This is a genomic window from Streptococcus suis (assembly GCF_016743335.1).
Taxonomy (GTDB): Bacteria; Bacillota; Bacilli; order Lactobacillales; family Streptococcaceae; genus Streptococcus; species Streptococcus suis_Y.
The window spans coordinates 22940-49407 of sequence record NZ_WCJE01000008.1; the positions used below are offsets into that span (position 1 = coordinate 22940).

The following is a 26468-nucleotide window of genomic DNA, read 5'->3' on the forward strand; positions in this document are numbered from 1 at the left end:
TTGTCGGCTTATGATATAATGGACTCTATGGTCGAATCATATAGTAAAAACGCAAATCACAATATGCGCCGTCCGGTTGTCAAGGAAGAAATTGTGGATTTTATGCGAACACGTCAGGCGCAAAATACAGGTTTTTTGAAAGAACTGGAAGAGTTTGCTCGTCAAGAAAATATTCCAGTTATCCCTCACGAAACGGTAGCTTATTTCCGCTTGCTGATGCAGACACTCCAACCTAAACGTATTTTAGAAATTGGAACTGCTATTGGCTTTTCTGCGTTACTGATGGCTGAAAATAGTCCGAATTCGAAGATTACAACGATTGATCGAAATGAAGAAATGATTAGCTTTGCAAAGGAAAATTTTGCCAAATATGATCAGCGCCAGCAGATTGAATTGCTGGAAGGGGAAGCCATGGACATTCTTCCGACTTTACCAGATGACGCATATGATTTTGTTTTCATGGATTCTGCTAAATCAAAATATATTGTATTTTTACCAGAAGTCTTGAAAAAGGTCAAAGTAGGCGGTCTAATCATTTTGGATGACATCTTCCAAGGAGGAGATGTTGCCAAAGACATCAAGGATGTCAGAAGAGGGCAGCGCACTATTTATAAGGGATTGCAACGTTTATTCGATGCGACTTTGGATAATCCAGATGTGACTGCTAGTCTTATTTCCATGAGTGACGGTCTCCTTATGTTGAGGAAAAATAGGGAAAATGTTGACTTAAAACATACAGAAATTTAAGAAGTTTTTAAGCTTTTGTGTTATAATGAAAGGGTTAACGAAAAAAAGGAGAGAGTTTCTAATGAAACAAACTAAAAAAATTCTTGCAGGTGCAGTAACACTCTTTGCTGCAGTAACACTCGCTGCTTGTTCCAATGCAGCTGATAAAGATATCATTACGATGAAAGGGAATACGATTACTGTGTCTGAGTTTTATGAGAAGGTAAAAACAAACTCTCAAGCTCAACAAGTTCTATTGTCAATGATTATTAGTAATGTATTTGAAGACCAGTATGGTGACAAAGTGACTGCAAAAGAAGTCGATGAGGCTTATGACAAAATGGCAGAGCAATATGGTGATTCATTTGCAACAGCTCTTTCTTCAGCTGGCTTGACTCAAGAAACTTACAAAGAACAAATCCGTACTAATAAATTAGTTGAGTATGCTGTAAAACAGGCCGCTGAGAAGGAATTGACTGATGAGAACTACAAGGCAGCTTATGATGCCTATACCCCAGAAGTAACAGCACGTGTCATCAAATTGACAGACGAAGCTAAGGCAAAAGAAGTTTTAGCTGCAGCACAAGCTGAAGGTGCAGATTTTGCTCAATTGGCAAAAGACAATTCTACGGATACTGCTACAAAAGACAATGGAGGCGAAGTAAAATTCGATTCAACTTCAACAACTGTTCCTACAGAAGTTCAAAAAGCGGTCTTTGCTTTGGATGCAGGTCAAGTAGGGGCCTCCGTTATTTCAGTAGTAGATATGACAACTTATACAACTAGCTACTATGTTGTAAAATTGGAAGCGAAGTCAGAAAAATCTGCCAACTGGGAAGACTACAAAGATAAGTTGAAAGAGATTATTCTGGCGCAAAAGCAAAGTGATTCAACATTTGTTGCTACTGTGCTAAAAGAAGCGCTCCAAAAAGCAAACGTTAAGGTTAAAGACAGTGCTTTCCAAAATCTTCTTTCACAATATGTGACAACAGAAGAAAGCAGTTCTTCATCAACGGAAAGTAGTTCTTCGTCGACTGAAAGCTCTTCTTCTACAACAGAATCTTCTAGTTCTTCAGGTCAATAATTGACGTTTTACTTATTAAGAATAGATACTTGATTACTTAGTTCAGAAAATTGGCGGTTGTTGCGAGCCATCTAGGCCAAGTATCTTGCTACTTAATAGAACAATTGAATATGAGAACCTGTATTCGCAGTTTAGTACTTCTATCTAAGTCTAGTTTTTCAGCTACTCATCGTTAGTTTTTTTCAAAATACAGTCGTATTACCTTAAAAACTGCTTTGATTAGCGAAATGCTATCTCTTATATACGAGTGCTTCACTTGTAAACATAGGTTATGAAATGAGAATGACAAGTCATTGAATGAAGGTGGTACCGCGGTTTTTCGCCCTTCGTTTGATTTCTTGTTATTTTTTTGGAGGTTATCATGAAGCAATTTCAAGTGAAACAGCGCTTTACCTTTGGTGGTGAAAAATTTGATATTCGTGATAGTTTTGGGGATCTTGCTTATCAAGTGGAGGGCTCTTTTCTCGAAATTCCAAAACGATTTATCGTGACCAATTCTAGAGGTGGGGAAGTTTGTCAGATTACTAAGAAGTTTTTGACCTTCCTGCCCCAGTTTACCATTGATATGGCAGATGGTCATTCTTTCTACTTGCAAAAGGAATTTACTTTTTTTAAGGATCGCTATACTGTGGAAAATCTAGGTTTAATCCTAGACGGAAATATCTGGGATTTGGATTTTCGCTTGAAAAGGCCAGATGGTATGCTCGTAGCTGAAATCTCCAAAGAACTCTTTCATTTAACTTCTCATTACTCCGTTACTGTATTGGAGGACTCCTATGCAGATTTGGTCATTTCCTTGGTGGTCGCAATTGACTACATCGAAATGATGGAAGATGCATCGAATTAATCGTGAAATAATCATTCAGTTTAACTGGTCCGTTAAATTGAACCCGCCTAACTATCACTTATGAAAGGAAATGTTCAATTTAGATAATTTTCTGAATTGAACCGGCCCGGAAGGCTCGCTTCTTTCTAATAATTTTTCAAAATATCTAAACGAAAGGAAAGGGCATCGAGTTTATTCTGAAATGAACTCGGGCTACGGACTTTGTCAAAAAGAGAAACACTTCTTAGACGCAAGCGTCTTCATCAGGTTTCCTATTTTGACGGTGTCCGCTTAACGCCCTTAGTATCTTAGTTGAACTCGGGCTACGGACTTTCCCCTAAATTATCAAATATGAAAGGAAATGTTTAATTTAACTGTTTCGTTAAATTGAACCCGCCCGGAAGGCTCGGAAAAAAGATAAACTGCCTAGGAAATCAGGATTTCCTGTCAGTTTCCTATTTTTCAGTTGCCTTCTAATCGGGCTTGGTATCTTAGTTTATGAAAAATTTATCTTCTGCTCAAATTCGTCAAATGTGGTTGGATTTCTGGAAATCAAAGGGTCACTCTGTTGAGCCTTCAGCAAATCTAGTCCCTGTTAACGATCCAACTCTTTTGTGGATCAATTCTGGTGTGGCAACTCTAAAAAAATACTTCGATGGCTCTGTTATTCCAGATAACCCACGGATTACAAATGCCCAAAAATCAATCCGTACCAACGATATCGAGAACGTTGGTAAGACAGCCCGCCACCATACCATGTTTGAAATGCTTGGTAACTTCTCTATCGGAGATTACTTCCGTGATGAAGCGATTGAATGGGGCTTTGAGCTCTTGACAAGCCCAGAATGGTTTGCTTTGCCAAAAGACAAGCTCTACATGACTTACTATCCTGATGATGTGGATTCATACAATCGTTGGATTGCCCTTGGTGTTGAGCCAAGCCACTTGATTCCGCTTGAAGATAACTTCTGGGAAATTGGTGCAGGTCCTTCTGGTCCAGATACGGAGATTTTCTTCGACCGTGGTACTGACTTTGACCCTGAAAACATTGGTATTCGTCTCTTGGAAAAAGATATTGAAAATGATCGTTACATCGAGATTTGGAATATCGTATTGTCCCAGTTCAACGCAGACCCAGCTGTTCCGCGTTCTGAGTACAAGGAATTGCCAAGCAAAAACATTGATACGGGTGCAGGTTTGGAGCGTTTGGCAGCTATTTTCCAAGGGGCTAAGACCAACTTTGAAACGGATCTCTTCTTGCCAATCATTCGTGAAGTAGAAAAGATTTCAGGTAAGACCTACGATCCAGATGGCGACAACATGAGCTTCAAGGTTATTGCAGACCACATCCGTGCCCTTTCTTTTGCTATTGGTGACGGTGCCCTTCCTGGAAATGAAGGTCGTGGTTATGTCCTTCGTCGTCTTCTACGTCGTGCTTCTATGCATGGTCAACGTTTGGGCATTACAGAGCCATTCTTGTACAAATTGGTGGAGACAGTTGGCAATATCATGGAAAGCTACTATCCAGAAATACTTGAAAAACGTGCCTTCATTGAGAAGATTGTTAAGAGTGAAGAAGAGTCATTTGCTCGTACTATCCATACAGGTTCACAATTTGCTGAGCAATTGATGGATAAATTAGCAGCAGAAGGTAAGTCTGAGATTGATGGTCGTGACATTTTCAAACTCTACGATACCTATGGTTTCCAAGTAGAATTGACAGAAGAATTGGCTGAGCACCGTGGAATGACCCTTGATATTGCTGGTTTTGAAGCGGCTATGAAAGAGCAACAAGACCGTGCACGTGCCTCAGTTGTCAAAGGTGGTTCAATGGGTATGCAAAATGAAACCCTGGCTGCTATCACAGAAGAGTCGACCTTTGTTTACGGCCAAACAGCTCTTGAAGCAAGCTTATCTGTCATTGTGGCTGATAATGCGCGTACAGAAGCAGTCTCAGAAGGTCAAGCCCTCCTTGTCTTTGACCAAACACCATTCTATGCAGAAATGGGTGGTCAGGTTGCAGACCATGGTTTTGTGAAAAATGCTGCTGGAGACATTGTTGCGACTGTCATCGATGTGCAGAAAGCACCAAATGGTCAACCATTGCACACAGTTGAACTGTCCGCAAGCATTTCAGTTGGTCAAACCTACACACTTGAAATCGAAACAAAACGCCGTAAGGGTGTTGAGAAGAACCACACAGCAACTCACTTGCTCCATGCAGCTCTTCACAATATTATCGGCGAGCATGCAACACAGGCTGGTTCCTTGAACGAGCAAGACTTCCTCCGCTTTGACTTTACGCATTTTGAGGCAGTTACTGCGGAAGAACTTCGTCGTATTGAAGAAGAAGTCAATGAGCAAATTTGGAATGCTATCCCAGTTGTGACAGTTGAGACAGATATTGACACAGCCAAGGAAATGGGGGCAATGGCTCTCTTTGGTGAAAAATACGGTAAAGAAGTCCGCGTTGTTACTATCGGTGACTATTCTGTGGAGCTCTGTGGTGGTACCCATGTTAGCAACACCGCTGAAATCGGTATCTTCAAGATTTTGAAAGAAGAAGGTATCGGTTCAGGTACTCGCCGTATCATTGCGGTAACAGGCCGTGAAGCCTTCCTTGCCTATCGTGACCAAGAAGATGCCCTCAAAGAAGTAGCGGCAACTATCAAGTCACCGCAGATCAAGGAAGTGCCAAACAAGGTTGAAAGTCTTGCACAACAAGTTCGTGACCTGCAAAAAGAAAATGCAGCTCTGAAAGAAAAAGCAGCGGCAGCAGCTGCTGGTGATGTCTTCAAAGAGGTCAAAGATGCTAATGGCATTCGCTACATTGCTAGCCAGGTCCAAGTTTCAGATGCAGGTGCTCTCCGTACCTTCGCTGACAACTGGAAGCAGAAAGACTACTCTGATGTCTTGGTGTTGGTTGCGGCTATCGGCGACAAGGTCAATGTCCTTGTGGCAAGTAAGTCAAGCGATGTTCATGCAGGAAACCTCATCAAAGTCCTTGCGCCAATCGTAGCAGGTCGCGGTGGTGGTAAGCCAGACATGGCCATGGCAGGTGGTAGCGATGCGTCTGCTATCCAAAACCTCTTGAACAGCGTAGCGAAAAACTTATAATATAGTCAGTGTATATCCCTTTGTTAAAGCAACTAGCAAGGGGATATCTTTCTATTCTAAAATGAGGAGTACGTATGGAACACATCAAAGATATTTGGCAAGAGTTGTATGATCAGGCAAAAGTCCACTATGCTCCGCATTATGTTTCGCCTTTCATTTATTCAAACCATGTTGTTGCTGCAATTGAGGCAGAAGATGGACAAATTTACACCGGTTATTGCTTTGAGGCAACAGCAGGTGTATTTCATCTTTGTGCAGAGAGAGCCGCTGCCTTTAATATGTTTCAGGATAGTGGTCAGACAGCGATAAAACGCATTATTGCCTTTCGAGATCAAGCGCCCTCTGGAGAGGGTTCGGGAATGCCTTGCGGAGCTTGCCGTGAATTTTTGATGCAACTGTCGGCTGATAATGCACAGACAGAAATCATGGTTGATTTTGACAAACGAGAAACCATCACATTAGGCGAACTCATGCCTTGCTGGTGGGGTGAAGAAAGAATGCAAGCTGGTACAGATCACTTGGAATAATAAATGAACTCTTTTATCCTTTGGGTAGAAGAGTTTTTTGTATGGCATTCTAGTCAATTTGACAACATTCATAAACTTTTTGACAAAAATTATTATTTTTTTGACAAAGATACTTGTCAAAAAGAAAAAGAAGTGTTACAATGATATCAAGATAAAAATCAAAAGGGTTCATCTAATACGATGAACAGATAAGGAGTCACCAAATGAAACAACCCTTTATGATTACAGGAACAACCGTTGCGCGTGCAGTCGAAATAGTGTCCATTCTATTATTGGCTTACATTCTCCTTTCTGATTTGCTGGGATGGAGCGATATGGATACAGCTCTAATGACTACTCTAATTGCTTCAATTGCTTGTATCGAAGCAAGTTTACAGATGGAGAAAAAAGGAAATAAGTAGAAGGAGATAGACCATGAAACGATACATTTCAGCAGATATGGCAGCGATTATGATTGCAGGAGCCTGTATTGTCGGATTATTGATTGGAGTTGCTCTAGGTTTATTGAGTTTGAGCTAGGTGAAATAGAAGGAGAAGAAAAATGGAAAATAAAAAGAAATTATACGAAGTAGATGTTAGAAGCGATAAAAAGTTGGCAGCAAGGTTGTATGTAACTACAATTTTATTAGTGTTTCCGTTCTTTTGGCTATTTGGATTCATAGCTTCTAAAGTTGAGTTTCAAAAAGTCATGAATGAGTTGCAATTTATAGAAGCACTATTTATTTTTCTATTGCTTATTATCATGCATGAATGGATTCATGGACTGTTTTTTAAAATTTTTTGTCCCAAAAATCCAGTCAAATATGGAATTAAATGGAAAACAGGGATGGCTTATGCAATCAGTCTCAACTCCCTTTATAATCGTTTCCAAACAGTTGTAATTGCCCTTGCCCCCTTCGTTCTTATTAGTTTGGGGTTGACAGCATCTGCAATGTTTGGTTGGCTTGATAAAGGGGCTTATCAGATTCTAGCAACCATGCATTCAGCAGCTTGTATTGGGGATTTCTATTATACCTACTTACTGATGGCAAAATTCAAAGAGGTGGCGGTAGAAGTAGCTGTAACAGAAAAGAGCTTGATTATCTACCAAGCCTAGAAAGGAAAATTTATGGAATATGTCTTAAAAAATCGGCTCAAGGAGTTGCGGGCACGGGATAGCCTCAACCAGACTGAGTTGGCAAAGTTAGCAGAAGTATCACGGCAGACCATTAGCTTGATTGAGCGGGGGGAATATACGCCCTCGGTGGTCATTGCCATGCGAATTGCTCAAATTTTTAACGAAAATGTGGAAAATGTTTTTCAATTAGTGGAGGTAGAAGAATGAAACAGGGGAAACAATTAACGACAAAACAAAGATGGATGAGGAATCTTACCTATTTATTTTTAGGAGCAATTTTCGGTGCATTTTATGGCTTTTTTGGAGTATTGATTTCTAAGTTTGGATTACCGTCTTTTGTCAATCTAGATAACTTTCTATTTTGTTTGCGTATCATTACTTTTGTCATTTTCGCTGGAACCGTATATTTTATTCTTAAGGCTAATCAAACTCATAAACTTTACCATTCTATTTCAGATGAGGATGAAGAACGTGTTGATGAGACATATATGAAAATGTTTCGTAACCTAGAATACGCGAACATATCTTTCAATGTTGCTGCGTCATTGACTCTTTTAAATTTAGGATTAGGTTTTGGAGTTACCTTCTTAGAAAAGGGGGCACTCATGTACGGGTCAATATTTGATGCAGTTTTCTATGTCATTCTTCACATTTCTCAGATTTTTATCATGAAATTAACTCAGAAAATTCGTGAATATAAGTTGTCTGTATTTGCTACGGTAAAAGAGGTGAAGGATTTTATGGAGGCTATGGATGAGGGAGAAAAACAAGCTAACTACGAAATGAGTTTTCAAATCGTTTTCACTCTGAATCAAATTGTTTTGCCAGGTTTGTATCTTTTCCTATTTGTACTTAGCATGCTATTGCAGGAACGACAAATTACAGCCTTTCTAGTTGTTGCCTTTCTTCACATTTACATCAATGTCATGCAGGTTCGTATGGTTCGTCGTTATTTTAAATAAGAATTTTTGAAAGAGTTTTAGGTGATAGCTATGAAAAAGGAAAATCTACACATTCGAGCAATTCGTTATTTCTATGATATTGTTGGCGAGTTAGACGAGATATCTTATGCGACCTTGACGAATTTCGGCAACAATATGTATATGCTCTTTATGACAGTGACACTGGTCAGCTTCCTAGTTAGCTTTGCGCTGGGAGAGGATGTCAAGGGAATCAGCCTCTTCTTGACATTGGTTTATTCTCAATTCAAACAGGACGCCATTATCAAAAAGTTGGGTCTGGATAAATTGTTTGTTGCCAAGGATGATGTAAAAATGGCTCGGAAGAAAATGATGAAACGAACTCTGTATCAAACCCTACAGATTGCTGTCTACAGTCTGCTAGTTAGTATTGGCCTTTGGCAGTTTCATATCCCACAAGAAAGTGGTACCTCTGCAGCGGAGTATTTTCAGTTTGTCACGCCCATGACAGTTGTCCTGCTGACTCTTGTTGGATTCCTTAGTTTCTATATTGTTAACCGTAAGAAAATCAAACTTATTTAGTTTAGATGGAGGTCAACTCATGAAAGTCTTTATGAAAATTTATCTTGTCCTATTAATCGGTCTTGGTCTCTACGCAGTTGGCTATATTTTCGGAGAGTGGCTGGCTACTGGTCAAATTGATGTGTCAACCCTGAATATCCTCTTGCCGATGGTTTTGGGCTTGCCTGCTCTGCTATTGATCGAAAAAGAAAGTAATGAAAACTGACTTAGTGTATGTGAAGGAGATTGCTATGAATAGACTTGGAAGTGTCAAAGATTGGAATGTGGTTAAAAATTGGAAGTTTCTCTTAGTGGGACTGGTTGTCGTTGCACTGAATGTATTGACCCAGATGGCTGTGTTTACCCTACCAAATTTTGATAGGACTAACCTACTGATTGCTGCAGCGCTCATATTGCTTGCTGTATTGCTTGGTCTTATCTTGACTGGTAAATTAGGTCTGTGGAAAGGTGAGCAGAAGTGGGGGATGGGTGCGAATGTTGGTTTTATAGTCCTCGCCTTTATCGTTATGTTTGGTCTGAAAATAATCGGTGGGCAATTGATTATGATGGAAGAGGGATACGGTCAGACGACTGCCAATCAGGAAATTATCAATAATTCAGGCTTACCAACCTTAGTTTTGTTTCTCTTTACGGTTTTCTTTGCTCCAGTTTTGGAGGAACTGCTTTTCAGAGGGATTCTTATGGGGAAAGTCTTTGGTAAGGATTCGATTGTGGGATTATTGCTATCAAGTTTTCTGTTTGGACTTATTCACAATCCAATCAATATCGGATCTTGGGTTGTCTATGGAGGTATGGGCCTGGTCCTGGGACTCGCCTATCGTATTTCTGGCAAATATACCAATGCACTTATTCTACACAGTCTGAATAATCTTATCGGATTTTTGTTGATGCTACTGATGCAGAGTTTAGGCTTGATATAGGAGAAAAATATGGAACTATTTTTATGGATTATAGTAGGTTTTCTATTTTTCAATTCTCTATCAGATAGGAAAAAAGTGAAGCAGTTGCAAGCTAGGGTAAAAAAGTTGCAGAAAACTACAAAAGGAGAAAATCAGATGTCCGTTTTATTGAAAGAATTGGTCGGAAGTAAAGCTAAAATCCGCTTTGATGAGGAATTTTCTATTGCTTATGAATACACCATTTTGGCAGTTGATGAGGAATGGGTTAAAATTTCTCGTGAATTAGCGAATGGGGAGCTTGAAACCAAGTTGGTACGAGTCGATAATATTGTTGACTTGAGCTTTTAGGGAGGGATTATGTTAAAATTTATCAAACACGTCGCATTACTATTTCTATACTTTGTTGCCTATCAAATTGCTTCAGGTTTTCTCATGGTAGGACCAACTTTACAAAGCATACCAGATATACCTGCCCAGTTGATTGACAGTACAATTTGGATTTGTGCGATAATTGGTCTTGTTCTCTCCATTGCGCTCATTATTCTGTTATGGAAGTATATCTATCCACGTCATTCTGTTGACTATCGTGTGACAGCTTCATGGTTCCATAAGATTCAATGGCCGATATTGCTCTATATTGCATTTTTTATCTTCCAATTTATTGTACCAGTCCCAGAAAGTGAAAACCAAAAGCTTGTGATCGAATTCGTATCAGCTTATCCCTTGATTGCATTTAGCTCAGTAGTGGTTTTTGCTCCAATTTTGGAAGAATTGATTTTCCGTGGATTTTTTGCGACCTATTTCTTCCCTAAAATGGCAGATATGAAGGCTGTTGGAATCTATCTACTTGTAACGGGGTCTTTATTTAGTCTGGTCCATATGCCAGCAACGCTTCCCCAATTTTTGATTTATTTCACGATGGGACTCAATCTAGGTTGGCTCTATCTGATCAAACGTGATATTCGTTATCCGATTGCGCTACATATGCTCAACAACGGTATTTCTTATTTGATGATTGTATTTTTAGTATAAAAAATAAGCAGCTCAGATTGAACTGCTTTTTTTGATTATAAACCGTAAAGATAATCATCGTCCTGCATAGCTTCCACTTCACCAAGAAGATAGCCGTTACCGACTTGAGAGAAGAAGTCGTGGTTAGATGTACCGGTTGAGATACCGTTCATGATGATTGGGTTGACATCATCTGCTGAATCTGGGAAGAGTGGATCCTGACCCAAGTTCATGAGGGCCTTGTTGGCATTGTAACGAAGGAAAGTCAAGACTTCCTCAGTCCAGCCGACTGCGTCATAGAGGGAGCGTGTGTAGCCTTCTTCATTTTCGTAAAGTTGGTAGAGCAGGTCGTACATCCAGTCACGGAGTTTATCTTGTTCTTCCTCGGACAATTCATTGAAACCAAGCTGGAACTTGTAACCGATGTAGGTACCATGCACAGACTCGTCACGGATGATCAGCTTGATGATTTCTGCAACGTTGGCCAGCTTGTTGTTACCAAGGTAGTAGAGTGGCGTGAAGAAACCAGAGTAGAAGAGGAAGGTTTCTAGGAATACGCTGGCAACTTTCTTCTCAAGTGGTGTACCTGTTTCGTAGATTTCATTGATAATCTTTGCTTTGCGTTGCAAGTATTTGTTGCTGTTGGTCCATTCAAAGATGTCTTCAATCTCAGACTTGGTATTCAAGGTTGAGAAGATAGAAGAGTAAGACTTGGCATGGACTGACTCCATGAATTGGATGTTGTTGTAAACAGCTTCTTCGTGCGGTGTACGAATATCGTTGCGGAGGGCTTGGACACCTGTTTCAGATTGTAGAGTATCCAAGAGAGTTAATCCACCAAAGACCTTACCAACTAGGTCTTTTTCTTCAGCAGTAAGTTTACGCCAGTCATCCAAGTCGTTTGATAATGGGATACGTGTATCGAGCCAGAATTGCTCGGTCAACTTTTCCCAAGTTGACTTGTCAATCACATCCTCAATGGCGTTCCAGTTTATGGCTTTGTAGTAGGTTTCCATCATATTCTCTTTCTTTTTCTTATACTTCAAATATTATATCACAAATAGATAGTAGCCTGTAAAAAAATCCCCTAAAAGGGATTTTAATCGATTGCTTATTAGTTGCTTCACGTGTTGTAAGGTAGCTAGCTAATCCGCTCATAGCGGTTGGCGTAGCTTAGCTAGTTGGCTTGCCAACAGCTAGACTTGTGAAAGTTACGACCTGAGAAAAGTCGTTCGATAATAACGACTTTTCGAGGTAGTAAGCCACTTAGGTATTGACCAAATAGTCAGTACCGTTCATTCATTAGATGCTTTGGTATTAGTGTATTGCGACACGTAGAAACTGAAGACGATATTTCTTCAGTTTCGAAGTTAGTAAGGTAGCTAGCCAATCCGCATATAGCGGTTGGCGTAGCTTAGCTAGTTGGCTTGCCAACAGCTAAGCTTGCTACGTCAAAATCGAGTTCGGGCTAAGGACTTGGTAAAAAAGATAAACCCCTTTGAGATGCAAGGCATCTCTGCGGTATTTCCTATTTTCTCATTTCCAACTTTCAACAGTCCCCCAGACTGTTGAAACGCCCTCACATCTTACGACACGTAGAAACTGAAGACGATATTTCTTCAGTTTCGAAGTTAGTAAGGTAGCTAGCTAATCCGCCGATAGCGGTTGGCGTAGATTAGCTAGTTGGCTTGTCAACAGCTAAACTTGTGAAAGTTACGACCTGAGAAAAGTCGTTCGAACTTAACGACTTTTCGAGGTAGTAAGCCACTTAGGTACTGACCAAATAGTCAGTACCGTTCATTTAATAGATGCTTTAGCATTAGTGTCTTACGACACGTAGAAACTGAAGACGATATTTCTTCAGTTTCGGAGTTAGTAAGGTAGCTAGCTAATCCGCCGATAGCGGTTAGCGTAGATTAGCCAGTTGATTTATCAACAGCTAATCTTGCTACGTTAGATCACACAACTTTCACATTGGTTTGCGCCGACTTCTTCGCCGTCATCGGTAAAGGTACGGATGTAGTAGATAGACTTGATACCTTTGTTGAAGGCGTAGTTACGAAGGATAGAGAGGTCACGTGTGGTTTGTTTGTTCTCTTTTTTCCATTCATAGAGTTCTTTTGGAAGCTCGCTGCGAAGGAAAAGAGTGAGTGATAAACCTTGGTCGACGTGTTCTGTTGCAGCAGCGTAGACATCAATGACCTTACGCATATCCATATCGTAGGCAGATTTGTAGAATGGAATGGTTTCTGTTGCCAAGCCAGCTGCTGGATAGTAAATTTTACCGATTTTCTTCTCTTGGCGTTCTTCAATCCGTTGTGTGATTGGGTGGATAGAAGCAGACACGTCGTTGATGTAGCTGATGGAACCGTTTGGAGCAACAGCTAGGCGGTTTTGGTGATAAAGACCATCAGCCATGACTTTCTCACGGAGGTCAGCCCAATCTTGTCCGCTTGGAATGAAAATTCCTTCAAAAAGCTCTTTGACACGGTAAGATTGTGGTTGGTAATCCCCAGTCACATACTTGTCGAAATAAGTGCCGTCTGCGTATTTTGATTTGTCAAAATTATGGAAAGTAGCTTTGCGTTCGCGGGCAATGTTATTTGATTCTACTAAAGTCCAGTAGTTGAGGAGCATGAAGTAGATGTTGGTAAATTCTACGGCTGTTTTTGAACCGTAATCGATCAAGTTTTGAGCCAGGTAGGAGTGAAGTCCCATAGCACCGAGCCCGATAGAATGCGCACGTTCATTTCCAGCCTCGATAGACGGCACCGCAGAAATGTGTGAGTGGTCAGTAACGTAAGTAAGAGCGCGTGTCATGGTGCGGACGGAAAGTCCAAAGTCAGGCGATTTCATCAGGTTGACAATGTTGGTCGAACCCAAGTTACATGACACATCTGTACCCATTGTTAAAAATTCTTGCTTGTCGTTGATAACACTCGGTGTTTGAACTTGAAGGATTTCTGAACAGAGGTTTGACATGATAATCTTGCCGTCAACAGGGTTGCTACGGTTAGCTGTATCGATGTTGATAACGTATGGATAGCCAGATTCTTGTTGTAGTTTGGAAATTTCTGTTTCCAAGTCACGTGCCTTGATTTTTGTCTTACGAATGCGAGGGTTTGCTACCAACTCGTCGTATTTTTCTGTGATGTCAAGGTAGCTATAAGGGACACCGTATTCCAACTCAACTGAGTATGGGCTGAAGAGGTACATATCTTCGTTTTTACGTGCCAATTCGTAGAATTTATCAGGAACGGTGATACCGAGTGATAAGGTCTTCACACGAACTTTCTCATCGGCATTTTCTTTCTTAGTCGAAAGGAAGGAAATAATATCTGGGTGGAAAACATCTAGGTAAACAACCCCAGCCCCTTGGCGTTGCCCAAGCTGGTTAGAATAGGAGAAGCTGTCTTCGAAGAGTTTCATAACAGGAACAACCCCAGAAGCCGCCCCCTCATAGCCCTTGATTGGAGCACCTGCCTCACGCAAGTTGCTAAGGGAAATACCAACCCCACCACCGATACGAGACAATTGCAGAGCAGAGTTGATAGAACGTCCGATGGAGTTCATATCGTCTGTGACTTGGATGAGGAAGCAAGATACCAACTCACCACGACGGGCACGACCTGCGTTGAGGAAAGAAGGAGTAGCTGGCTGGTAACGAAGATGAATCATTTCGTTAGCCAAGTTGAGTGCCAACTCTTCATTTCCCTCTGCAAAATACAAGGCGTTGAAGAGAACACGGTCTTCCATGCTCTCCAAATAGTAGGCACCGTCGTTTGTTTTGAGGGCGTACTGATTGTAGAACTTGTAAGCAGCCATGAAAGACTTGAAGCGGAAGTTTTGGTCTTTCAAGAATTGGTCAATTTTGATGATAAATTCTGGACTGTATTGGTCCAAAAACTCTTTTTCAAGGTAATTTTCTTCTAATAGATAAGCAATCTTGTCTAAAATACTATCAAATTGCTTGGTATTTGGGAGGACGTTTTCTTTAAAGAAGGCCTTAACCGCTTCTTGGTCCTTGTGGAGTGGGATTTGCCCATTAACAGGACGGTTGATTTCGTTATTTAAACGGAAGTAGGACACATCGCCTAATTCTTTCAAACTCATAATCGCAATCTCTTTCTATATAAATAATCAAGGGAAGTAGTTCTTAAACTAGTGCCTTTAATTTTGCTGGTTGGAAGCCAGAGAAGACTTCATTCTCAGTTTCAATAACTGGAGCTGAAGAAAAGCCTAATCCTTTCACATGCTCGATATATTCAGGTTGCTCGTCTAGGTTGATTTCTGTATAGGCTACATTGTGCTGGTCAAGAAATTTCTTGCTCATTTTGCATTGTACACAATCATTTTTTGAATAGATAGTAACCATTCTTTTTCTCCTTTTTTGATTAAAATCACCAATCTAGAATACTAGATTTTGGGGTCAAAGTCAAGAAGGAAGTTTATTTATATCACAAAATATAGTGTATTAAAAAATGAATAAACACCATATATTGTACATATCTGAACAAATCTAACCGTATCTTTTTTGTATAAAAGTGCTGTAGATAGCTTCTATAGCTATCTTAGCAGCTGTGGAGATTGGCGTTAATGGTAAAGGTAAATGAAATAATCAAAGTTAAATTGAATTGAAAAGTGGTTTTTGAGGACGGCAACTCAAGAAATTTCTTCTGTAGATTACTTAACATGTCATAAAATGTAACATATCAAGTAAACTGTATATTGAATAAATATTATGATTTGTATTATACTATTACATAATGTTGAAAGAGGTAACAAGTCATGGAAAAAAAGTATGTAAAACGCTTACTACACCGAGAGAAAAATTATACTTATTATTCATTGGATGCGGTTGCAAACGAATATAAGGTTGATATCCATTCGCTTCCTTATACAATTCGTATCTTGTTGGAAAGTCTTTTGAGGAAAGAAGATGGTGTAGATGTTACTAAAAATAACATAAAGGATTTGTTATCTTATCAAGCTACTTCACCAAAAGGAGAGGTTCCGTTTAAGCCCAGTCGTGTCATTCTACAAGATTTTACAGGTGTTCCTGTCGTAGTAGACTTAGCTTCAATGCGAGATGCTGTAGTGAAAGCAGGAGGACGACCTGAGTTGATAAATCCTGAGATTCCGGTGGACCTTGTCATTGACCACTCAATTCAAGTAGATGTTTTCGGTACAGAAAATGCCCTAGAAAAGAATGTAGCTTTGGAATTTGAACGAAACAATGAACGGTATGAGTTTTTAAAGTGGGCTGAGAATTCATTTGAAAATTACCGTGCTGTACCACCCGCAACAGGGATTATCCATCAGGTCAATATTGAATTTCTTAGTGATGTCATCATTAATCATGACGGCTTGCTCTATCCTGATTCCATGTTTGGGACGGACAGTCATACGACTATGATCAATGGTATCGGCGTACTTGGCTGGGGAGTTGGTGGAATAGAGGCGGAAGCAGCAATGCTGGGTGAGGCTTCATATTTCCCAATTCCAGAAGTGATTGGCGTTCGTCTAACTGGTCAACTTCCTAAGGTGGCAACCGCAACTGACTTGGCTCTGAAAGTGACGCAACTTCTACGACAAGAAAATGTTGTTGGTAAGTTTGTCGAGTTTTTTGGACCTGGTTTACCCAATCTCGCTTTGGCTGATCGGGCAACTGTTGCCAATATGGCACCGGAGTATGGTGCTACATGTGGCTATTTTCCGATTGATGCCGAAACCTTGCACTATATGAAATTGACCAATCGTTCCGAAGAACACATTGCCTTGACTGAGGCATATGCCAAAGCCAATCATCTTTTCTATGACCCAGAACAAATTCCTACTTATACAAAAATATTGGAAGTAGATTTATCAACGGTTGTACCATCTATATCTGGACCCAAACGGCCTCAAGATTTGATCGAATTGACAGAGGCTAAAGCTGAATTTCAAGCAAGTGTGACACGAGAAGTTGGCGTTCGTGGCTTTGGTTTGGAAATAGCAGAGCTTGAAAAACAAGTAAGGGTCAATTATGCAGATGGGGAGGAGATTATCCAAACAGGACATGTTGCCATCGCAGCGATTACCTCATGTACAAATACATCCAATCCGTATGTCCTTTTGGCGGCAGGATTACTGGCAAAAAATGCGGTAGAAAAAGGTCTGGCAGTTTCTAAGGCGGTCAAGACGTCATTGGCACCAGGCTCAAAAGTAGTGACTGGCTACTTGAAAAAATCAGGTTTGCAGACCTATCTAGATACCTTAGGGTTCAATTTGGTTGGTTATGGTTGTACAACTTGTATCGGTAACTCAGGTGATCTGCGTCCTGAAGTAGCGGAGGCGATTAAGGAAGAAGATTTATTGGTCTCTGCGGTATTATCTGGAAATCGTAACTTTGAAGGACGGATTAATCCATTGGTTAAAGCTAATTTCTTAGCGAGCCCACCGCTTGTTGTTGCCTATGCTATTGCAGGAAATATGAATGTAGATTTAACAAGGGATCCGCTGGGGTATGATGAGAAGCAACAAGCTGTCTACCTTGCGGACATTATGCCAAGTCGTGAGGAGGTAGATGACTACATTGAGCGTTATGTGACTCGTGACCTTTATAAGGAAGAATACCAACAGGTATTTACAGATAGTCAGGCTTGGAATGCGATTGAAACAAAAACGGATAAGAATTACAATTGGAATTCATCTTCAACCTATATTCAAAATCCTCCCTATTTTGACAATATGCAGGCAGATTTATCCATAAAACCACTGGAAAATTTATCTGTTTTGGCTAAATTTGGCGATACCGTAACGACAGATCATATTTCCCCGGCAGGGAATATTGCACGATTGAGTCCAGCCGCTCGTTATCTCGAAGAGAATGGCATTGTTTATAAGGATTTTAATTCTTATGGAAGTCGTCGTGGAAATCACGAAGTCATGATGCGTGGGACTTTTGCAAATATTCGTATAAAGAATGAGCTGGCAGCTGGAAAAATTGGTGGTTGGACAAGAGTTGGCGACGAGATTCTTTCAATCTATGATGCGGCTATGAGATATAAGGAAGCTGGTGTCGGTAGTATTGTTATTGCTGGTAAAGACTATGGGATGGGGTCAAGCCGTGATTGGGCAGCCAAAGGTTCAAGTTTACTTGGTGTGAAGGCTGTTCTTGCTGAGTCATTTGAGCGGATTCACCGTTCAAATTTAGTGATGATGGGTGTTCTTCCTTTACAATTTTTAGAAGGTCAGTCGGCAGAAAGTCTTGGCTTGACTGGACATGAAAGCTATACAATTGATTTGCCAGAAGATGTCGGTGTTGGTCAAATTGTAACAGTCCATGCGCAAACAGACGAGGTTAAAAAGGAGTTTCAAGCTCTGGTGCGGTTTGATGCAGAAGCGGATATTCGTTATTATCGCCACGGAGGTATTTTACCTATGGTAGTAAGAAAGAAATTAGGAGGAAAGGTATGACAGAAACGAATGGGTTAAAAGATGCGATTGCCTGTGATACGCGAATCAGTGCAATTGAAAATGACCGTTTGTCCTATGCAGGGTATGACATTGCTGAATTGATGGAGAATAACGCTTCTTTTGAGGAAGTCATCTATCTTCTGTGGAACCTGCATTTGCCAACTCAGATTGAATTAAATTATTTTGAGAAAAGTCTGCGAAAAGAATATGCGATTTCAGATGCGGTAGAGCAATGTATTCTGATTCAATCACGGCGACATTTGCATCCTATGAGCGTGTTGCGTTCGACTGTATCTCTCCTTGGAGTATATAATGTACACGCTGAAGAGAATTCGTTAGAAGCATTGTATGAACAATCTATTCAGATTATGGCCAAGGTTCCGACGATTATTGCAACATTTGCTCGTTTGAGACGTGGATTGGTTCCAATCGAACCGCGGGCTGATCTGGGTTTTGCGGCGAATTTTCTTTATATGCTGAACGGTGAGGAGCCGAGTGATTTGCAAATCAAAGCGTTTAACAAAGCTTTGGTGCTTCATGCTGATCATGAATTGAATGCATCTACTTTTGCTGCGCGTGTCACGGCATCAACGTTAACGGATTTATATTCTTGTGTCACCACGGCAATTGGGACTCTGAAAGGCTCATTGCATGGTGGTGCAAATGAACGAGTGTTTGACATGTTGCTGGCTATTCGTGAGAGTGGTGATACCGAGAGATATTTGCAGAAGAAGCTGGATTCGAAGGAAAAAATTATGGGATTCGGCCATCGAGTCTATAAAACGGTTGATCCTCGTCAAGAGTACTTGAAGGAGATGGCGCGTGATTTGACATTCGGAACAGACGATGAAGCGTTTTATAGATTGTCAGAGGAAGTAGAGAGTTTTATTAAAAACAAAAAAGGTTTAATTCCAAACGTAGATTTTTATTCGGCGACAGTTTACCATGTGCTAGGTATTGATAGTGATATTTTTACATTGATTTTTGCAATGAGCCGTATGGCGGGGTGGATTGCACATGTCCAGGAACAACGGAAAAATAATAAATTGATTCGTCCGCGCTCTTCCTACTTAGGTGGTAGGAATTTGGTTTACATCCCGATTGGAAAGAGGTAAATATGGCAGAAAAAATCCTGATGAGAGAGGGGCGGTTAATTGTCCCAGATTGTCCCGTTATTCCCTATATTGAAGGAGATGGTATTGGCAGGGATATTTGGTCAGTCAGTCAAAAAGTTATTGATGCTGCAGTGAAAAAAGCCTATGCAGGTCAACGTTCTATTCAGTGGAGGGAGGTTTTGGCAGGAGAAAAGGCTTATGAATCAATAGGAACTTCTTTGCCGAATGAGACACTGGAAATAATCCGTGAGCATTTAGTTGCAATCAAAGGTCCCTTGGGGACGCCGATTGGGAAAGGTCATCGTTCTCTTAATGTTGCACTTCGTCAAGAATTAGATTTGTATGCCTGTGTGCGTCCGATTCGCTATTTTAAGGGAGTGCCAAGTCCGCTGAAAGAGCCTGAAAAGACGGATATTACTATTTTTCGTGAAAATACAGAAGATATTTATGCAGGTATTGAATGGGAGGCTGGTTCAGATGAAGTTGCCAAAGTCATTTCCTTTTTACAAGAAGAAATGGGAGTGGTAAATATCCGTTTTCCAGAATCTTCAAGTATTGGTATCAAACCGATTTCGGAAGAAGGGAGTAAACGCCTCATTCGCTCTGCAATAGAATATGCCCTAGAACATCAATTGAAGAAGGTGACCTTAGTTCATAAGGGAAATATTCAAAAGTTTACAGAAGGCGGTTTCCGCAAGTGGGGTTATGAATTGGCGAAAGAAGAATTTGCTACAGAACTTGCAGAGGGGATTTTGGTAGTAAATGACATTATTGCGGATAACTTTCTGCAGCAGATTTTATTGGCGCCGGAAAACTTCCAGGTGGTTGCTCTTACAAATCTAAATGGAGATTATGCATCAGATGCTCTTGCGGCTCAGGTCGGAGGAATAGGCATCTCACCGGGTGCCAACATTAACTACCAGACAGGTCATGCTATCTTTGAAGCAACGCATGGAACTGCTCCCGATATTGCAGGAAAGGATTTGGCTAATCCATGTTCCCTCTTGCTTTCTGCTTGTATGATGTTGGAATATATAGGCTGGAAAGAAGCAGCTGCTTTAATTATTCAGGCCTTGGAAGATGCTTTTATAAATAAAAATGTTACGCTTGATTTTGCTAAAATTTTGGACGTTGCTCATCAATCTACTAGTCAATTTTCAGAAGTTCTAATAGATTCTATTTAATGAAGAAAAAGTAAACTGAACCTCTCTTTTTATGACGGAAACATGAAAGAAAGGTAAAAAAATCTTGAAAATGATTTCAAAAAGTGGTATAATGTCTTTTGTAAGGGTTATCACAAATAACTCACAATTTTGTAAAAATAAAGGAGAATCCAAATATGGCTTCAAAAGACTTCCACATTGTGGCAGAAACAGGTATCCACGCTCGTCCAGCAACTTTGCTTGTTCAAACTGCTAGCAAATTCGCTTCAGACATCACTTTGAACTACAAAGATAAATCAGTTAACCTTAAATCTATCATGGGTGTTATGAGTCTTGGTGTTGGTCAAGGTGCTGACGTAACAATCTCTGCTGAAGGTGCTGATGCTGACGACGCAATCGCAGCTATCACTGAAACAATGGAAAAAGAAGGATTGGCATAAGAATATGACAGAAATGCTTAAAGGAATCGCAGCATCTGATGGTGTTGCCGTTGCTAAGGCATATCTACTCGTTCAGCCAGATTTGTCCTTCGAAACTGTTACAGTTGAAGATACAAATGCAGAAGAAGCTCGTTTGGATGCAGCTCTTGCAGCATCTCAAAACGAGCTTTCTCTTATTCGTGAGAACGCAGTAGCTAGCCTAGGTGAAGAGGCCGCAGCCGTATTTGATGCACACTTGATGGTTCTTGCTGACCCAGAAATGATTGGTCAAATTAAGGAAACTATTCGTGCTAAGAAAACAAACGCTGAGACTGGTTTGAAAGAAGTAACGGATATGTTCATCGCTATTTTTGAAGGTATGGAAGATAACCCATACATGCAAGAGCGTGCAGCAGATATCCGCGACGTTGCAAAACGTGTCCTAGCTCACTTGCTTGGCGTTCGTTTGCCAAACCCTGCGACAATTGATGAAGAGTCAATCGTTATTGCACATGACTTGACACCTTCAGATACAGCACAATTGAACAAACAGTTTGTAAAAGCCTTTGTAACAAACATCGGTGGTCGTACAAGCCACTCAGCTATCATGGCTCGTACACTTGAAATTGCTGCTGTTTTGGGGACAAATAACATTACTGAAATCGTTAAAGATGGCGATGTACTCGCTGTTAACGGTATCACAGGTGAAGTGGTTATCAACCCTTCTGAAGAAGTGATTGCAGAATTTAAAGCGGCTGGTGAAGCTTATGCAAAACAAAAAGCTGAGTGGGCACTTTTGAAAGATGCTCAAACAGTAACAGCTGACGGAAAACACTTTGAATTGGCAGCAAATATCGGTACACCAAAAGACGTTGAAGGTGTAAATGATAACGGTGCAGAAGCTGTTGGTCTTTACCGTACAGAATTCTTGTACATGGACTCACAAGACTTCCCAACAGAAGACGAGCAATACGAAGCTTACAAGGCTGTTCTTGAAGGTATGAACGGCAAGCCTGTTGTGGTTCGTACAATGGATATTGGTGGTGATAAGGAACTTCCTTACTTCGACCTTCCACACGAAATGAACCCATTCCTTGGTTTCCGTGCCCTTCGTATCTCTATCTCTGAGACTGGTAACCAAATGTTCCGTACGCAGTTGCGTGCCCTTCTTCGCTCATCAGTACATGGTAAACTTCGTATCATGTTCCCAATGGTTGCCTTGTTGACAGAATTCCGTGCAGCAAAAGCAATCCTTGAAGAAGAAAAAACAAACTTGTTGGCAGAAGGTGTTGCAGTCGCGGATGATATCCAAGTTGGTATCATGATTGAAATCCCTGCAGCAGCAATGCTTGCAGACCAATTTGCTAAAGAAGTTGACTTCTTCTCAATTGGTACAAACGACCTTATCCAGTACACAATGGCTGCTGACCGTATGAACGAACAAGTGTCATACCTCTACCAACCATATAACCCATCAATCCTTCGCTTGATCAACAATGTTATCAAGGCAGCGCACGCAGAAGGCAAATGGGCTGGTATGTGTGGTGAGATGGCTGGTGATCAACAAGCTGTTCCACTTCTTGTAGGTATGGGCTTGGATGAGTTCTCTATGAGTGCAACATCTGTACTTCGTACACGTAGCCTTATGAAGAAACTTGATACAGCTAAGATGGAAGAATATGCTCACCGTGCCTTGACAGAATGTGCAACGGCAGAAGAAGTTCTTGAACTTCAAAAAGAGTATGTTGATTTCGATTAATAAGAAATTTAAAGTTTGGAGTAGATAAACTACTTCAAACTTTTTTTGTATGCTCCAGCATTGAGTACTATATATTTTTTGAGATATACGGCTTAAAATACTTTGAAGATTGAAATTAACTTGAAAGAAAATTTGAAATTTTCTAAAAATTGTTGCAAAATAAGATTTGTTATGTTACAATAATCACATTATACTCAAAGGAGGAAAAAATGAAGGCGTATAATAATTATATTAACGGTTCTTGGGTTGGTTCAGAAAAATCAATCGCGATTCACTCACCGATTAATCAAGAAAAACTTGGTACAGTACCTGCTATGTCAAAAGAAGAAGTTGATAAGGCGATGGATGCCGCTAGAAAGGCATTGCCCGCTTGGCGTGCCCTTTCAGCATTTGAACGTGCTCAATATTTGCATAAGGCAGCAAATATTTTGGAAGAGCGTAAGGATGCAATCGGTGAAATTTTAGCTAAAGAAGTTTCGAAAGGGATCAAGGCTTCCATCGGAGAAGTGGATCGTTCTGCCCACCTCATTCGTTTTGCTGCAGAAGAAGGTTTGCGTGTTTATGGTTCATCTTTAGAGGGTGGAACCTACGAACCAACTGCTAAGTCAAAGGTTTCCTTGGTTCGTCGTGAACCGGTAGGTATCGTATTGGCGATTGCGCCTTATAACTATCCTGTCAATTTGTCTGCTTCAAAAATTGCTCCTGCCTTAATCGGTGGCAACGTAGTTATGTTTAAACCACCTACACAGGGTTCAATTTCTGGTCTATTGTTGGCGGAAGCTTTTGCAGATGCTGGTATCCCAGCGGGTGTCTTTAATACCATTACTGGTCGCGGTTCAGAAATTGGTGACTACATCATTGAACATCCAGAAGTAAACTTCATTAACTTTACGGGTTCAACGCCAATTGGTCAAAAAGTCGGTAAATTAGCAGGCATTCGTCCAATTATGCTTGAATTGGGTGGTAAGGATGCAGCAGTTGTTATGGAAGATGCGGATTTGGACCACACTGCAAAAGAAATTGTAAGTGGTGCCTACAGCTATTCAGGTCAACGTTGTACGGCTATTAAGCGTGTCCTTGTTATGGATTCTGTAGCTGATGAATTGGCTGCGAAGTTGAAAGCAGAAGTTGAGAAATTGACTGTCGGTGATCCATTTGAGAACAAGGACATTACGCCAGTTATTGACGAACAATCAGCAGAATTTATTGAAGGTCTGGTTAGAGATGCTCAGGCAAAAGGTGCAACTGAATTGACACCATACAAACGTGAGAAAAACTTGATTTGGCCAACCCTTCTTGACCATGTTACACCAGATATGGAAATTGCTTGGGAAGAACCGTTTGGACCAGTTCTTCCAATTATTCGTGTTTCATCATTGGATGAAATGTTGGAATTGTGTAACCAATCTGAGTATGGTCTTCAATCTTCTATCTTTACAAGCAACTATCCATTTGCTTTTGATTTTGCTTCTAAATTAGAAGTTGGTACGGTTCATATCAATGCCAAGACCCAACGTGGTCCAGATAACTTCCCGTTCTTGGGTGTCAAGGGTTCAGGAGCAGGTGTTCAAGGTATCCGTTATAGTATCGAAGCGATGACGAAAGTGAAGTCAGTGGTATTTGACGTTCAATAAAATAATAAGGGAGTGGGACAAAAATTGGTAACCCGCAGGGTTCGATGAGTCGTTAGCCCACCCCCGCACAGTTGAGTAGGGCTGTAAAGAGGCTGGGCAGAAAGTCCAGCCTCGCTTCTCAGAGTTCGTGTCAACATCTCAGCGCAGTGGTTGATTGGCAGATTTGTTCGTGTTTCACACTCCAAATCTGACCTATACGACTGATGCGAACAGAGTTCGCTTCATCTCCAACCTCAAACTGTCTCCCAGACAGTTTGAGCTGTGTGGGGGTGGGAGTGAAACAGTCTGGGAATAGACTGTTTCAGCTCAACAACTAGAAATAAAGACTTGTTGACGAACTCTTTTTAAACTGGTCGAGTTCTTTCCCACTCCCTAATTAGAGCCCACTCAACCACTGCGTCAAGTTTAACTATTGAAAAAAACTAAGGAGGCCAGGACTTTTGTCCCAGCCTCTTTTACTTACGTACTGGCAACCATTCATTCACGAAAAAAAGTTCTAACCTCAAAATGAGATTAGAACAGGATTTGGTTATTTAGCTTGATAAAACTTATTGTGTTGGTAGATAGGGTCAAAGGTAAGATTGATGCCTAATTTACGAAGGACACTCTTGTCTTCATCAGATAGGATAACAGTCGAATGAGCTTCGCTACCATTTAATTGGCCTAATTCTTTCATGGCACGTGCAGCAAGAGGGCTGTCTTGTGCAGTAATGGCAAGGGCGTTAAGAATCTCACTTGCATCGAGTCGTGTATTGGTCTTATCCAGATAATCTGCCTTCAATTCTTGAATTGGACGGATGTAGTTTGGTTCGATGAGAAGTGTTTCATCATCGATGTTAGCAATTTGCTTGATAGCATTCAGGAGGACAGTTGCAGTTGGTTTAAGGAGGTCGGATGTCTTACCTGTTACAATCTCTCCAGTTGGTAACTGAATAGCAAGGGCAGGGCTAGTTGTCAGCTCTGCTTTTTCGCGCGCAGCGATAACAACCTTACGATCTGCTGGTGTCACGCCGACTTCATTCATGAGGAGTTCAATCTTTTTAACTGCTTGCTCGCTCACCCGCTCTGCTTTGAAATCAACCAAGGTCTGGTAGTAGCGGCGGATGATTTCTTGCTTGGAAGCCTCAATAGCAGCTTCTTCATCAACGATGGAGTAGCCCACCATGTTAACGCCCATATCTGTCGGTGAGGCGTAAGGTGATTTGTTCAAAATACGTTCAAAGGTACGGTTGAGGACAGGGAAGACCTCGATGTCACGGTTGTAGTTGACCGCAGTTTTGCCGTAAGTTTGCAGGTGGAAGGGGTCGATCATGTTGAGGTCGTCTAGGTCGGCAGTTGCTGCTTCATAGGCCAAGTTAACGGGATGGTGGAGTGGTAAGTTCCAAACTGGGAAGGTTTCAAACTTGGCATAGCCTGATGTTACGCCATGCAGTTGGTCGTGGTAAAGTTGGGAGATACAGGTCGCCAATTTACCTGAACCAGGTCCAGGTGCGGTGACAACTACGAGATTGCGACTAGTTTCAATGTAGTCATTTTTGCCCATACCTTCTGGTGAGATGATGTGGTCAATATCAGAAGGATAGCCCTTGATTGGGTAGTGGAGATAGGACTTGATACCGTGTTTTTCCAACTGTTTGCGGAAGGCGTCTGCGGCTGGTTGATTGCGGTACTGGGTAATGACCACAGAACCAACATAAATATCAATATCATTAAATGTATCAATCAAGCGGAAGACTTCTTGGTCGTAAGAAATGCCTAGGTCGCCGCGTGCCTTAGAATGCTCGATATTGCTGGCATTGATGGTGATGACAATTTCTACTTGGTCTTTTAATTCTTGGAGGAGTTTGATTTTATTATCTGGTTCATAGCCAGGTAAAACACGGGCTGCGTGGAAATCTTCCAGCATTTTTCCGCCAAATTCCATATAGAGCTTGCCTTCAAACTGAGCAATTCGTTCTAAAATATGGTCACGTTGCAAATTCAAATATTTAGTTGAATCAAATGCGATTTTTTTCATAAATATGTCCTCCAAATGTGTATTATTCTCTGGGAAAACAAAAAATAGCTCCCTAAAACTAGGGAGCCTTTTCTCCGACCTCTCAAAAGAGGTG

24 protein-coding genes are annotated in these 26468 nt (G+C 40.9%); 20 read left to right on the forward strand and 4 right to left on the reverse strand.

All coding sequences use genetic code 11. The annotated features are described in order from the left end of the window. The first annotated feature begins 27 nt into the window (after positions 1–27). The 14 genes from F9856_RS03820 (at position 28) to F9856_RS03885 (ending at position 10830) form a co-directional block, all read left to right on the forward strand. On the forward strand, positions 28–747 hold the full coding sequence (locus tag F9856_RS03820) for an O-methyltransferase (protein ID WP_202105800.1): 720 nt from the start codon (positions 28–30) through the stop codon (positions 745–747). Between the two features lie 61 nt (positions 748–808). Next, positions 809–1810: a peptidylprolyl isomerase PrsA gene (prsA, locus tag F9856_RS03825; RefSeq protein WP_202105801.1), complete on the forward strand. Its 1002-nt coding sequence runs from the start codon at positions 809–811 to the stop codon at positions 1808–1810. A 361-nt stretch (positions 1811–2171) separates the two neighbouring features. After that, positions 2172–2657: an LURP-one-related/scramblase family protein gene (locus F9856_RS03830; RefSeq protein WP_004299022.1), complete on the forward strand. Its 486-nt coding sequence runs from the start codon at positions 2172–2174 to the stop codon at positions 2655–2657. A 477-nt stretch (positions 2658–3134) separates the two neighbouring features. After that, on the forward strand, positions 3135–5753 hold the full coding sequence (gene alaS / locus F9856_RS03835) for an alanine--tRNA ligase (protein WP_202105802.1): 2619 nt from the start codon (positions 3135–3137) through the stop codon (positions 5751–5753). 74 nt (positions 5754–5827) lie between these two features. After that, positions 5828–6280, forward strand: a complete 453-nt coding sequence (locus tag F9856_RS03840; RefSeq protein WP_202105803.1) for a cytidine deaminase family protein — start codon at positions 5828–5830, stop codon at positions 6278–6280. A gap of 203 nt (positions 6281–6483) precedes the next feature. Further along, the gene (locus F9856_RS03845) at positions 6484–6681 is read left to right on the forward strand and encodes a hypothetical protein (protein ID WP_202105804.1); all 198 of its coding nucleotides are present in this window, start codon (positions 6484–6486) and stop codon (positions 6679–6681) included. A 140-nt stretch (positions 6682–6821) separates the two neighbouring features. Beyond that, positions 6822–7376 (forward strand): DUF3267 domain-containing protein, encoded by a 555-nt coding sequence (locus F9856_RS03850; RefSeq protein WP_202105805.1) that lies wholly within the window; start codon positions 6822–6824, stop codon positions 7374–7376. A gap of 12 nt (positions 7377–7388) precedes the next feature. Further along, entirely contained in the window at positions 7389–7604 is a 216-nt protein-coding gene (locus F9856_RS03855; protein WP_004299042.1) for a helix-turn-helix transcriptional regulator, read from the forward strand. After that, complete coding sequence (locus tag F9856_RS03860; RefSeq protein WP_202105806.1) at positions 7601–8359, forward strand: DUF3169 family protein; 759 nt, start codon at positions 7601–7603, stop codon at positions 8357–8359. Before F9856_RS03855 ends, F9856_RS03860 begins: the two co-directional genes overlap by 4 nt. Positions 8360–8389: 30 nt before the next feature. Next, positions 8390–8899 (forward strand): DUF3278 domain-containing protein, encoded by a 510-nt coding sequence (locus tag F9856_RS03865; RefSeq protein WP_202105807.1) that lies wholly within the window; start codon positions 8390–8392, stop codon positions 8897–8899. 19 nt (positions 8900–8918) lie between these two features. Continuing rightward, complete coding sequence (locus F9856_RS03870) at positions 8919–9104, forward strand: hypothetical protein (RefSeq protein WP_024409815.1); 186 nt, start codon at positions 8919–8921, stop codon at positions 9102–9104. A 25-nt stretch (positions 9105–9129) separates the two neighbouring features. Further along, positions 9130–9819 carry a CPBP family intramembrane glutamic endopeptidase gene (locus tag F9856_RS03875; protein ID WP_202105808.1) on the forward strand — a complete coding sequence of 230 codons (690 nt, stop codon included), beginning with the start codon at positions 9130–9132 and terminating at the stop codon, positions 9817–9819. A gap of 9 nt (positions 9820–9828) precedes the next feature. Further along, a complete protein-coding gene (locus F9856_RS03880; RefSeq protein WP_202105809.1) occupies positions 9829–10146 on the forward strand; it encodes a hypothetical protein in 318 nt (105 codons plus the stop codon). 9 nt (positions 10147–10155) lie between these two features. Then, positions 10156–10830, forward strand: a complete 675-nt coding sequence (locus tag F9856_RS03885) for a CPBP family intramembrane glutamic endopeptidase (protein ID WP_202105810.1) — start codon at positions 10156–10158, stop codon at positions 10828–10830. Positions 10831–10865: 35 nt separating this feature from the next. Here F9856_RS03885 and nrdF read toward each other — a convergent pair whose 3' ends face one another. From nrdF to nrdH, 3 genes are all read right to left on the reverse strand, one after another. Further along, the gene (gene nrdF, locus F9856_RS03890; protein ID WP_099832654.1) at positions 10866–11825 is read right to left on the reverse strand and encodes a class 1b ribonucleoside-diphosphate reductase subunit beta; all 960 of its coding nucleotides are present in this window, start codon (positions 11823–11825) and stop codon (positions 10866–10868) included. Between the two features lie 937 nt (positions 11826–12762). Next, the gene (gene nrdE, locus F9856_RS03895) at positions 12763–14922 is read right to left on the reverse strand and encodes a class 1b ribonucleoside-diphosphate reductase subunit alpha (RefSeq protein ID WP_202105811.1); all 2160 of its coding nucleotides are present in this window, start codon (positions 14920–14922) and stop codon (positions 12763–12765) included. A 43-nt stretch (positions 14923–14965) separates the two neighbouring features. Next, positions 14966–15184 (reverse strand): glutaredoxin-like protein NrdH, encoded by a 219-nt coding sequence (gene nrdH, locus F9856_RS03900; protein ID WP_105107537.1) that lies wholly within the window; start codon positions 15182–15184, stop codon positions 14966–14968. Between the two features lie 413 nt (positions 15185–15597). Between nrdH and acnA the strand changes: the two genes are divergently transcribed. The 6 genes from acnA to F9856_RS03930 all read left to right on the forward strand — a co-directional run bounded on the left by acnA (position 15598) and on the right by F9856_RS03930 (position 24357). Further along, entirely contained in the window at positions 15598–18267 is a 2670-nt protein-coding gene (gene acnA / locus F9856_RS03905) for an aconitate hydratase AcnA (RefSeq protein WP_202105812.1), read from the forward strand. Continuing rightward, positions 18264–19382: a citrate synthase gene (locus tag F9856_RS03910; RefSeq protein ID WP_029171369.1), complete on the forward strand. Its 1119-nt coding sequence runs from the start codon at positions 18264–18266 to the stop codon at positions 19380–19382. Before acnA ends, F9856_RS03910 begins: the two co-directional genes overlap by 4 nt. 2 nt (positions 19383–19384) lie before the next feature. Beyond that, positions 19385–20566, forward strand: a complete 1182-nt coding sequence (icd, locus tag F9856_RS03915) for an NADP-dependent isocitrate dehydrogenase (RefSeq protein ID WP_202105813.1) — start codon at positions 19385–19387, stop codon at positions 20564–20566. Between the two features lie 155 nt (positions 20567–20721). After that, positions 20722–20985: a phosphocarrier protein HPr gene (locus tag F9856_RS03920; protein WP_024378446.1), complete on the forward strand. Its 264-nt coding sequence runs from the start codon at positions 20722–20724 to the stop codon at positions 20983–20985. A 4-nt stretch (positions 20986–20989) separates the two neighbouring features. After that, positions 20990–22723 carry a phosphoenolpyruvate--protein phosphotransferase gene (ptsP, locus tag F9856_RS03925; protein WP_202105814.1) on the forward strand — a complete coding sequence of 578 codons (1734 nt, stop codon included), beginning with the start codon at positions 20990–20992 and terminating at the stop codon, positions 22721–22723. Between the two features lie 209 nt (positions 22724–22932). After that, entirely contained in the window at positions 22933–24357 is a 1425-nt protein-coding gene (locus F9856_RS03930; RefSeq protein ID WP_004299088.1) for an NADP-dependent glyceraldehyde-3-phosphate dehydrogenase, read from the forward strand. Positions 24358–24886: 529 nt separating this feature from the next. On the opposite strand, the gene F9856_RS03935 is transcribed toward F9856_RS03930, so the two are convergent. After that, positions 24887–26374 carry a DUF1846 domain-containing protein gene (locus F9856_RS03935; RefSeq protein ID WP_202105815.1) on the reverse strand — a complete coding sequence of 496 codons (1488 nt, stop codon included), beginning with the start codon at positions 26372–26374 and terminating at the stop codon, positions 24887–24889. Between the last annotated feature and the right edge of the window lie 94 nt (positions 26375–26468).

Excerpts from the sequence above, each read along its gene's own strand:
- F9856_RS03820 (WP_202105800.1), top strand. The coding sequence starts at position 28 with ATGGTCGAATCATATAGTAAAAACGCAAATCACAATATGCGCCGTCCG.
- prsA (WP_202105801.1), top strand. The coding sequence starts at position 809 with ATGAAACAAACTAAAAAAATTCTTGCAGGTGCAGTAACACTCTTTGCT.
- F9856_RS03830 (WP_004299022.1), top strand. The coding sequence starts at position 2,172 with ATGAAGCAATTTCAAGTGAAACAGCGCTTTACCTTTGGTGGTGAAAAA.
- alaS (WP_202105802.1), top strand. The coding sequence starts at position 3,135 with ATGAAAAATTTATCTTCTGCTCAAATTCGTCAAATGTGGTTGGATTTC.
- F9856_RS03840 (WP_202105803.1), top strand. The coding sequence starts at position 5,828 with ATGGAACACATCAAAGATATTTGGCAAGAGTTGTATGATCAGGCAAAA.
- F9856_RS03845 (WP_202105804.1), top strand. The coding sequence starts at position 6,484 with ATGAAACAACCCTTTATGATTACAGGAACAACCGTTGCGCGTGCAGTC.
- F9856_RS03850 (WP_202105805.1), top strand. The coding sequence starts at position 6,822 with ATGGAAAATAAAAAGAAATTATACGAAGTAGATGTTAGAAGCGATAAA.
- F9856_RS03855 (WP_004299042.1), top strand. The coding sequence starts at position 7,389 with ATGGAATATGTCTTAAAAAATCGGCTCAAGGAGTTGCGGGCACGGGAT.
- F9856_RS03860 (WP_202105806.1), top strand. The coding sequence starts at position 7,601 with ATGAAACAGGGGAAACAATTAACGACAAAACAAAGATGGATGAGGAAT.
- F9856_RS03865 (WP_202105807.1), top strand. The coding sequence starts at position 8,390 with ATGAAAAAGGAAAATCTACACATTCGAGCAATTCGTTATTTCTATGAT.
- F9856_RS03870 (WP_024409815.1), top strand. The coding sequence starts at position 8,919 with ATGAAAGTCTTTATGAAAATTTATCTTGTCCTATTAATCGGTCTTGGT.
- F9856_RS03875 (WP_202105808.1), top strand. The coding sequence starts at position 9,130 with ATGAATAGACTTGGAAGTGTCAAAGATTGGAATGTGGTTAAAAATTGG.
- F9856_RS03880 (WP_202105809.1), top strand. The coding sequence starts at position 9,829 with ATGGAACTATTTTTATGGATTATAGTAGGTTTTCTATTTTTCAATTCT.
- F9856_RS03885 (WP_202105810.1), top strand. The coding sequence starts at position 10,156 with ATGTTAAAATTTATCAAACACGTCGCATTACTATTTCTATACTTTGTT.
- nrdF (WP_099832654.1), bottom strand. The coding sequence starts at position 11,825 with ATGGAAACCTACTACAAAGCCATAAACTGGAACGCCATTGAGGATGTG.
- nrdE (WP_202105811.1), bottom strand. The coding sequence starts at position 14,922 with ATGAGTTTGAAAGAATTAGGCGATGTGTCCTACTTCCGTTTAAATAAC.
- nrdH (WP_105107537.1), bottom strand. The coding sequence starts at position 15,184 with ATGGTTACTATCTATTCAAAAAATGATTGTGTACAATGCAAAATGAGC.
- acnA (WP_202105812.1), top strand. The coding sequence starts at position 15,598 with ATGGAAAAAAAGTATGTAAAACGCTTACTACACCGAGAGAAAAATTAT.
- F9856_RS03910 (WP_029171369.1), top strand. The coding sequence starts at position 18,264 with ATGACAGAAACGAATGGGTTAAAAGATGCGATTGCCTGTGATACGCGA.
- icd (WP_202105813.1), top strand. The coding sequence starts at position 19,385 with ATGGCAGAAAAAATCCTGATGAGAGAGGGGCGGTTAATTGTCCCAGAT.
- F9856_RS03920 (WP_024378446.1), top strand. The coding sequence starts at position 20,722 with ATGGCTTCAAAAGACTTCCACATTGTGGCAGAAACAGGTATCCACGCT.
- ptsP (WP_202105814.1), top strand. The coding sequence starts at position 20,990 with ATGACAGAAATGCTTAAAGGAATCGCAGCATCTGATGGTGTTGCCGTT.
- F9856_RS03930 (WP_004299088.1), top strand. The coding sequence starts at position 22,933 with ATGAAGGCGTATAATAATTATATTAACGGTTCTTGGGTTGGTTCAGAA.
- F9856_RS03935 (WP_202105815.1), bottom strand. The coding sequence starts at position 26,374 with ATGAAAAAAATCGCATTTGATTCAACTAAATATTTGAATTTGCAACGT.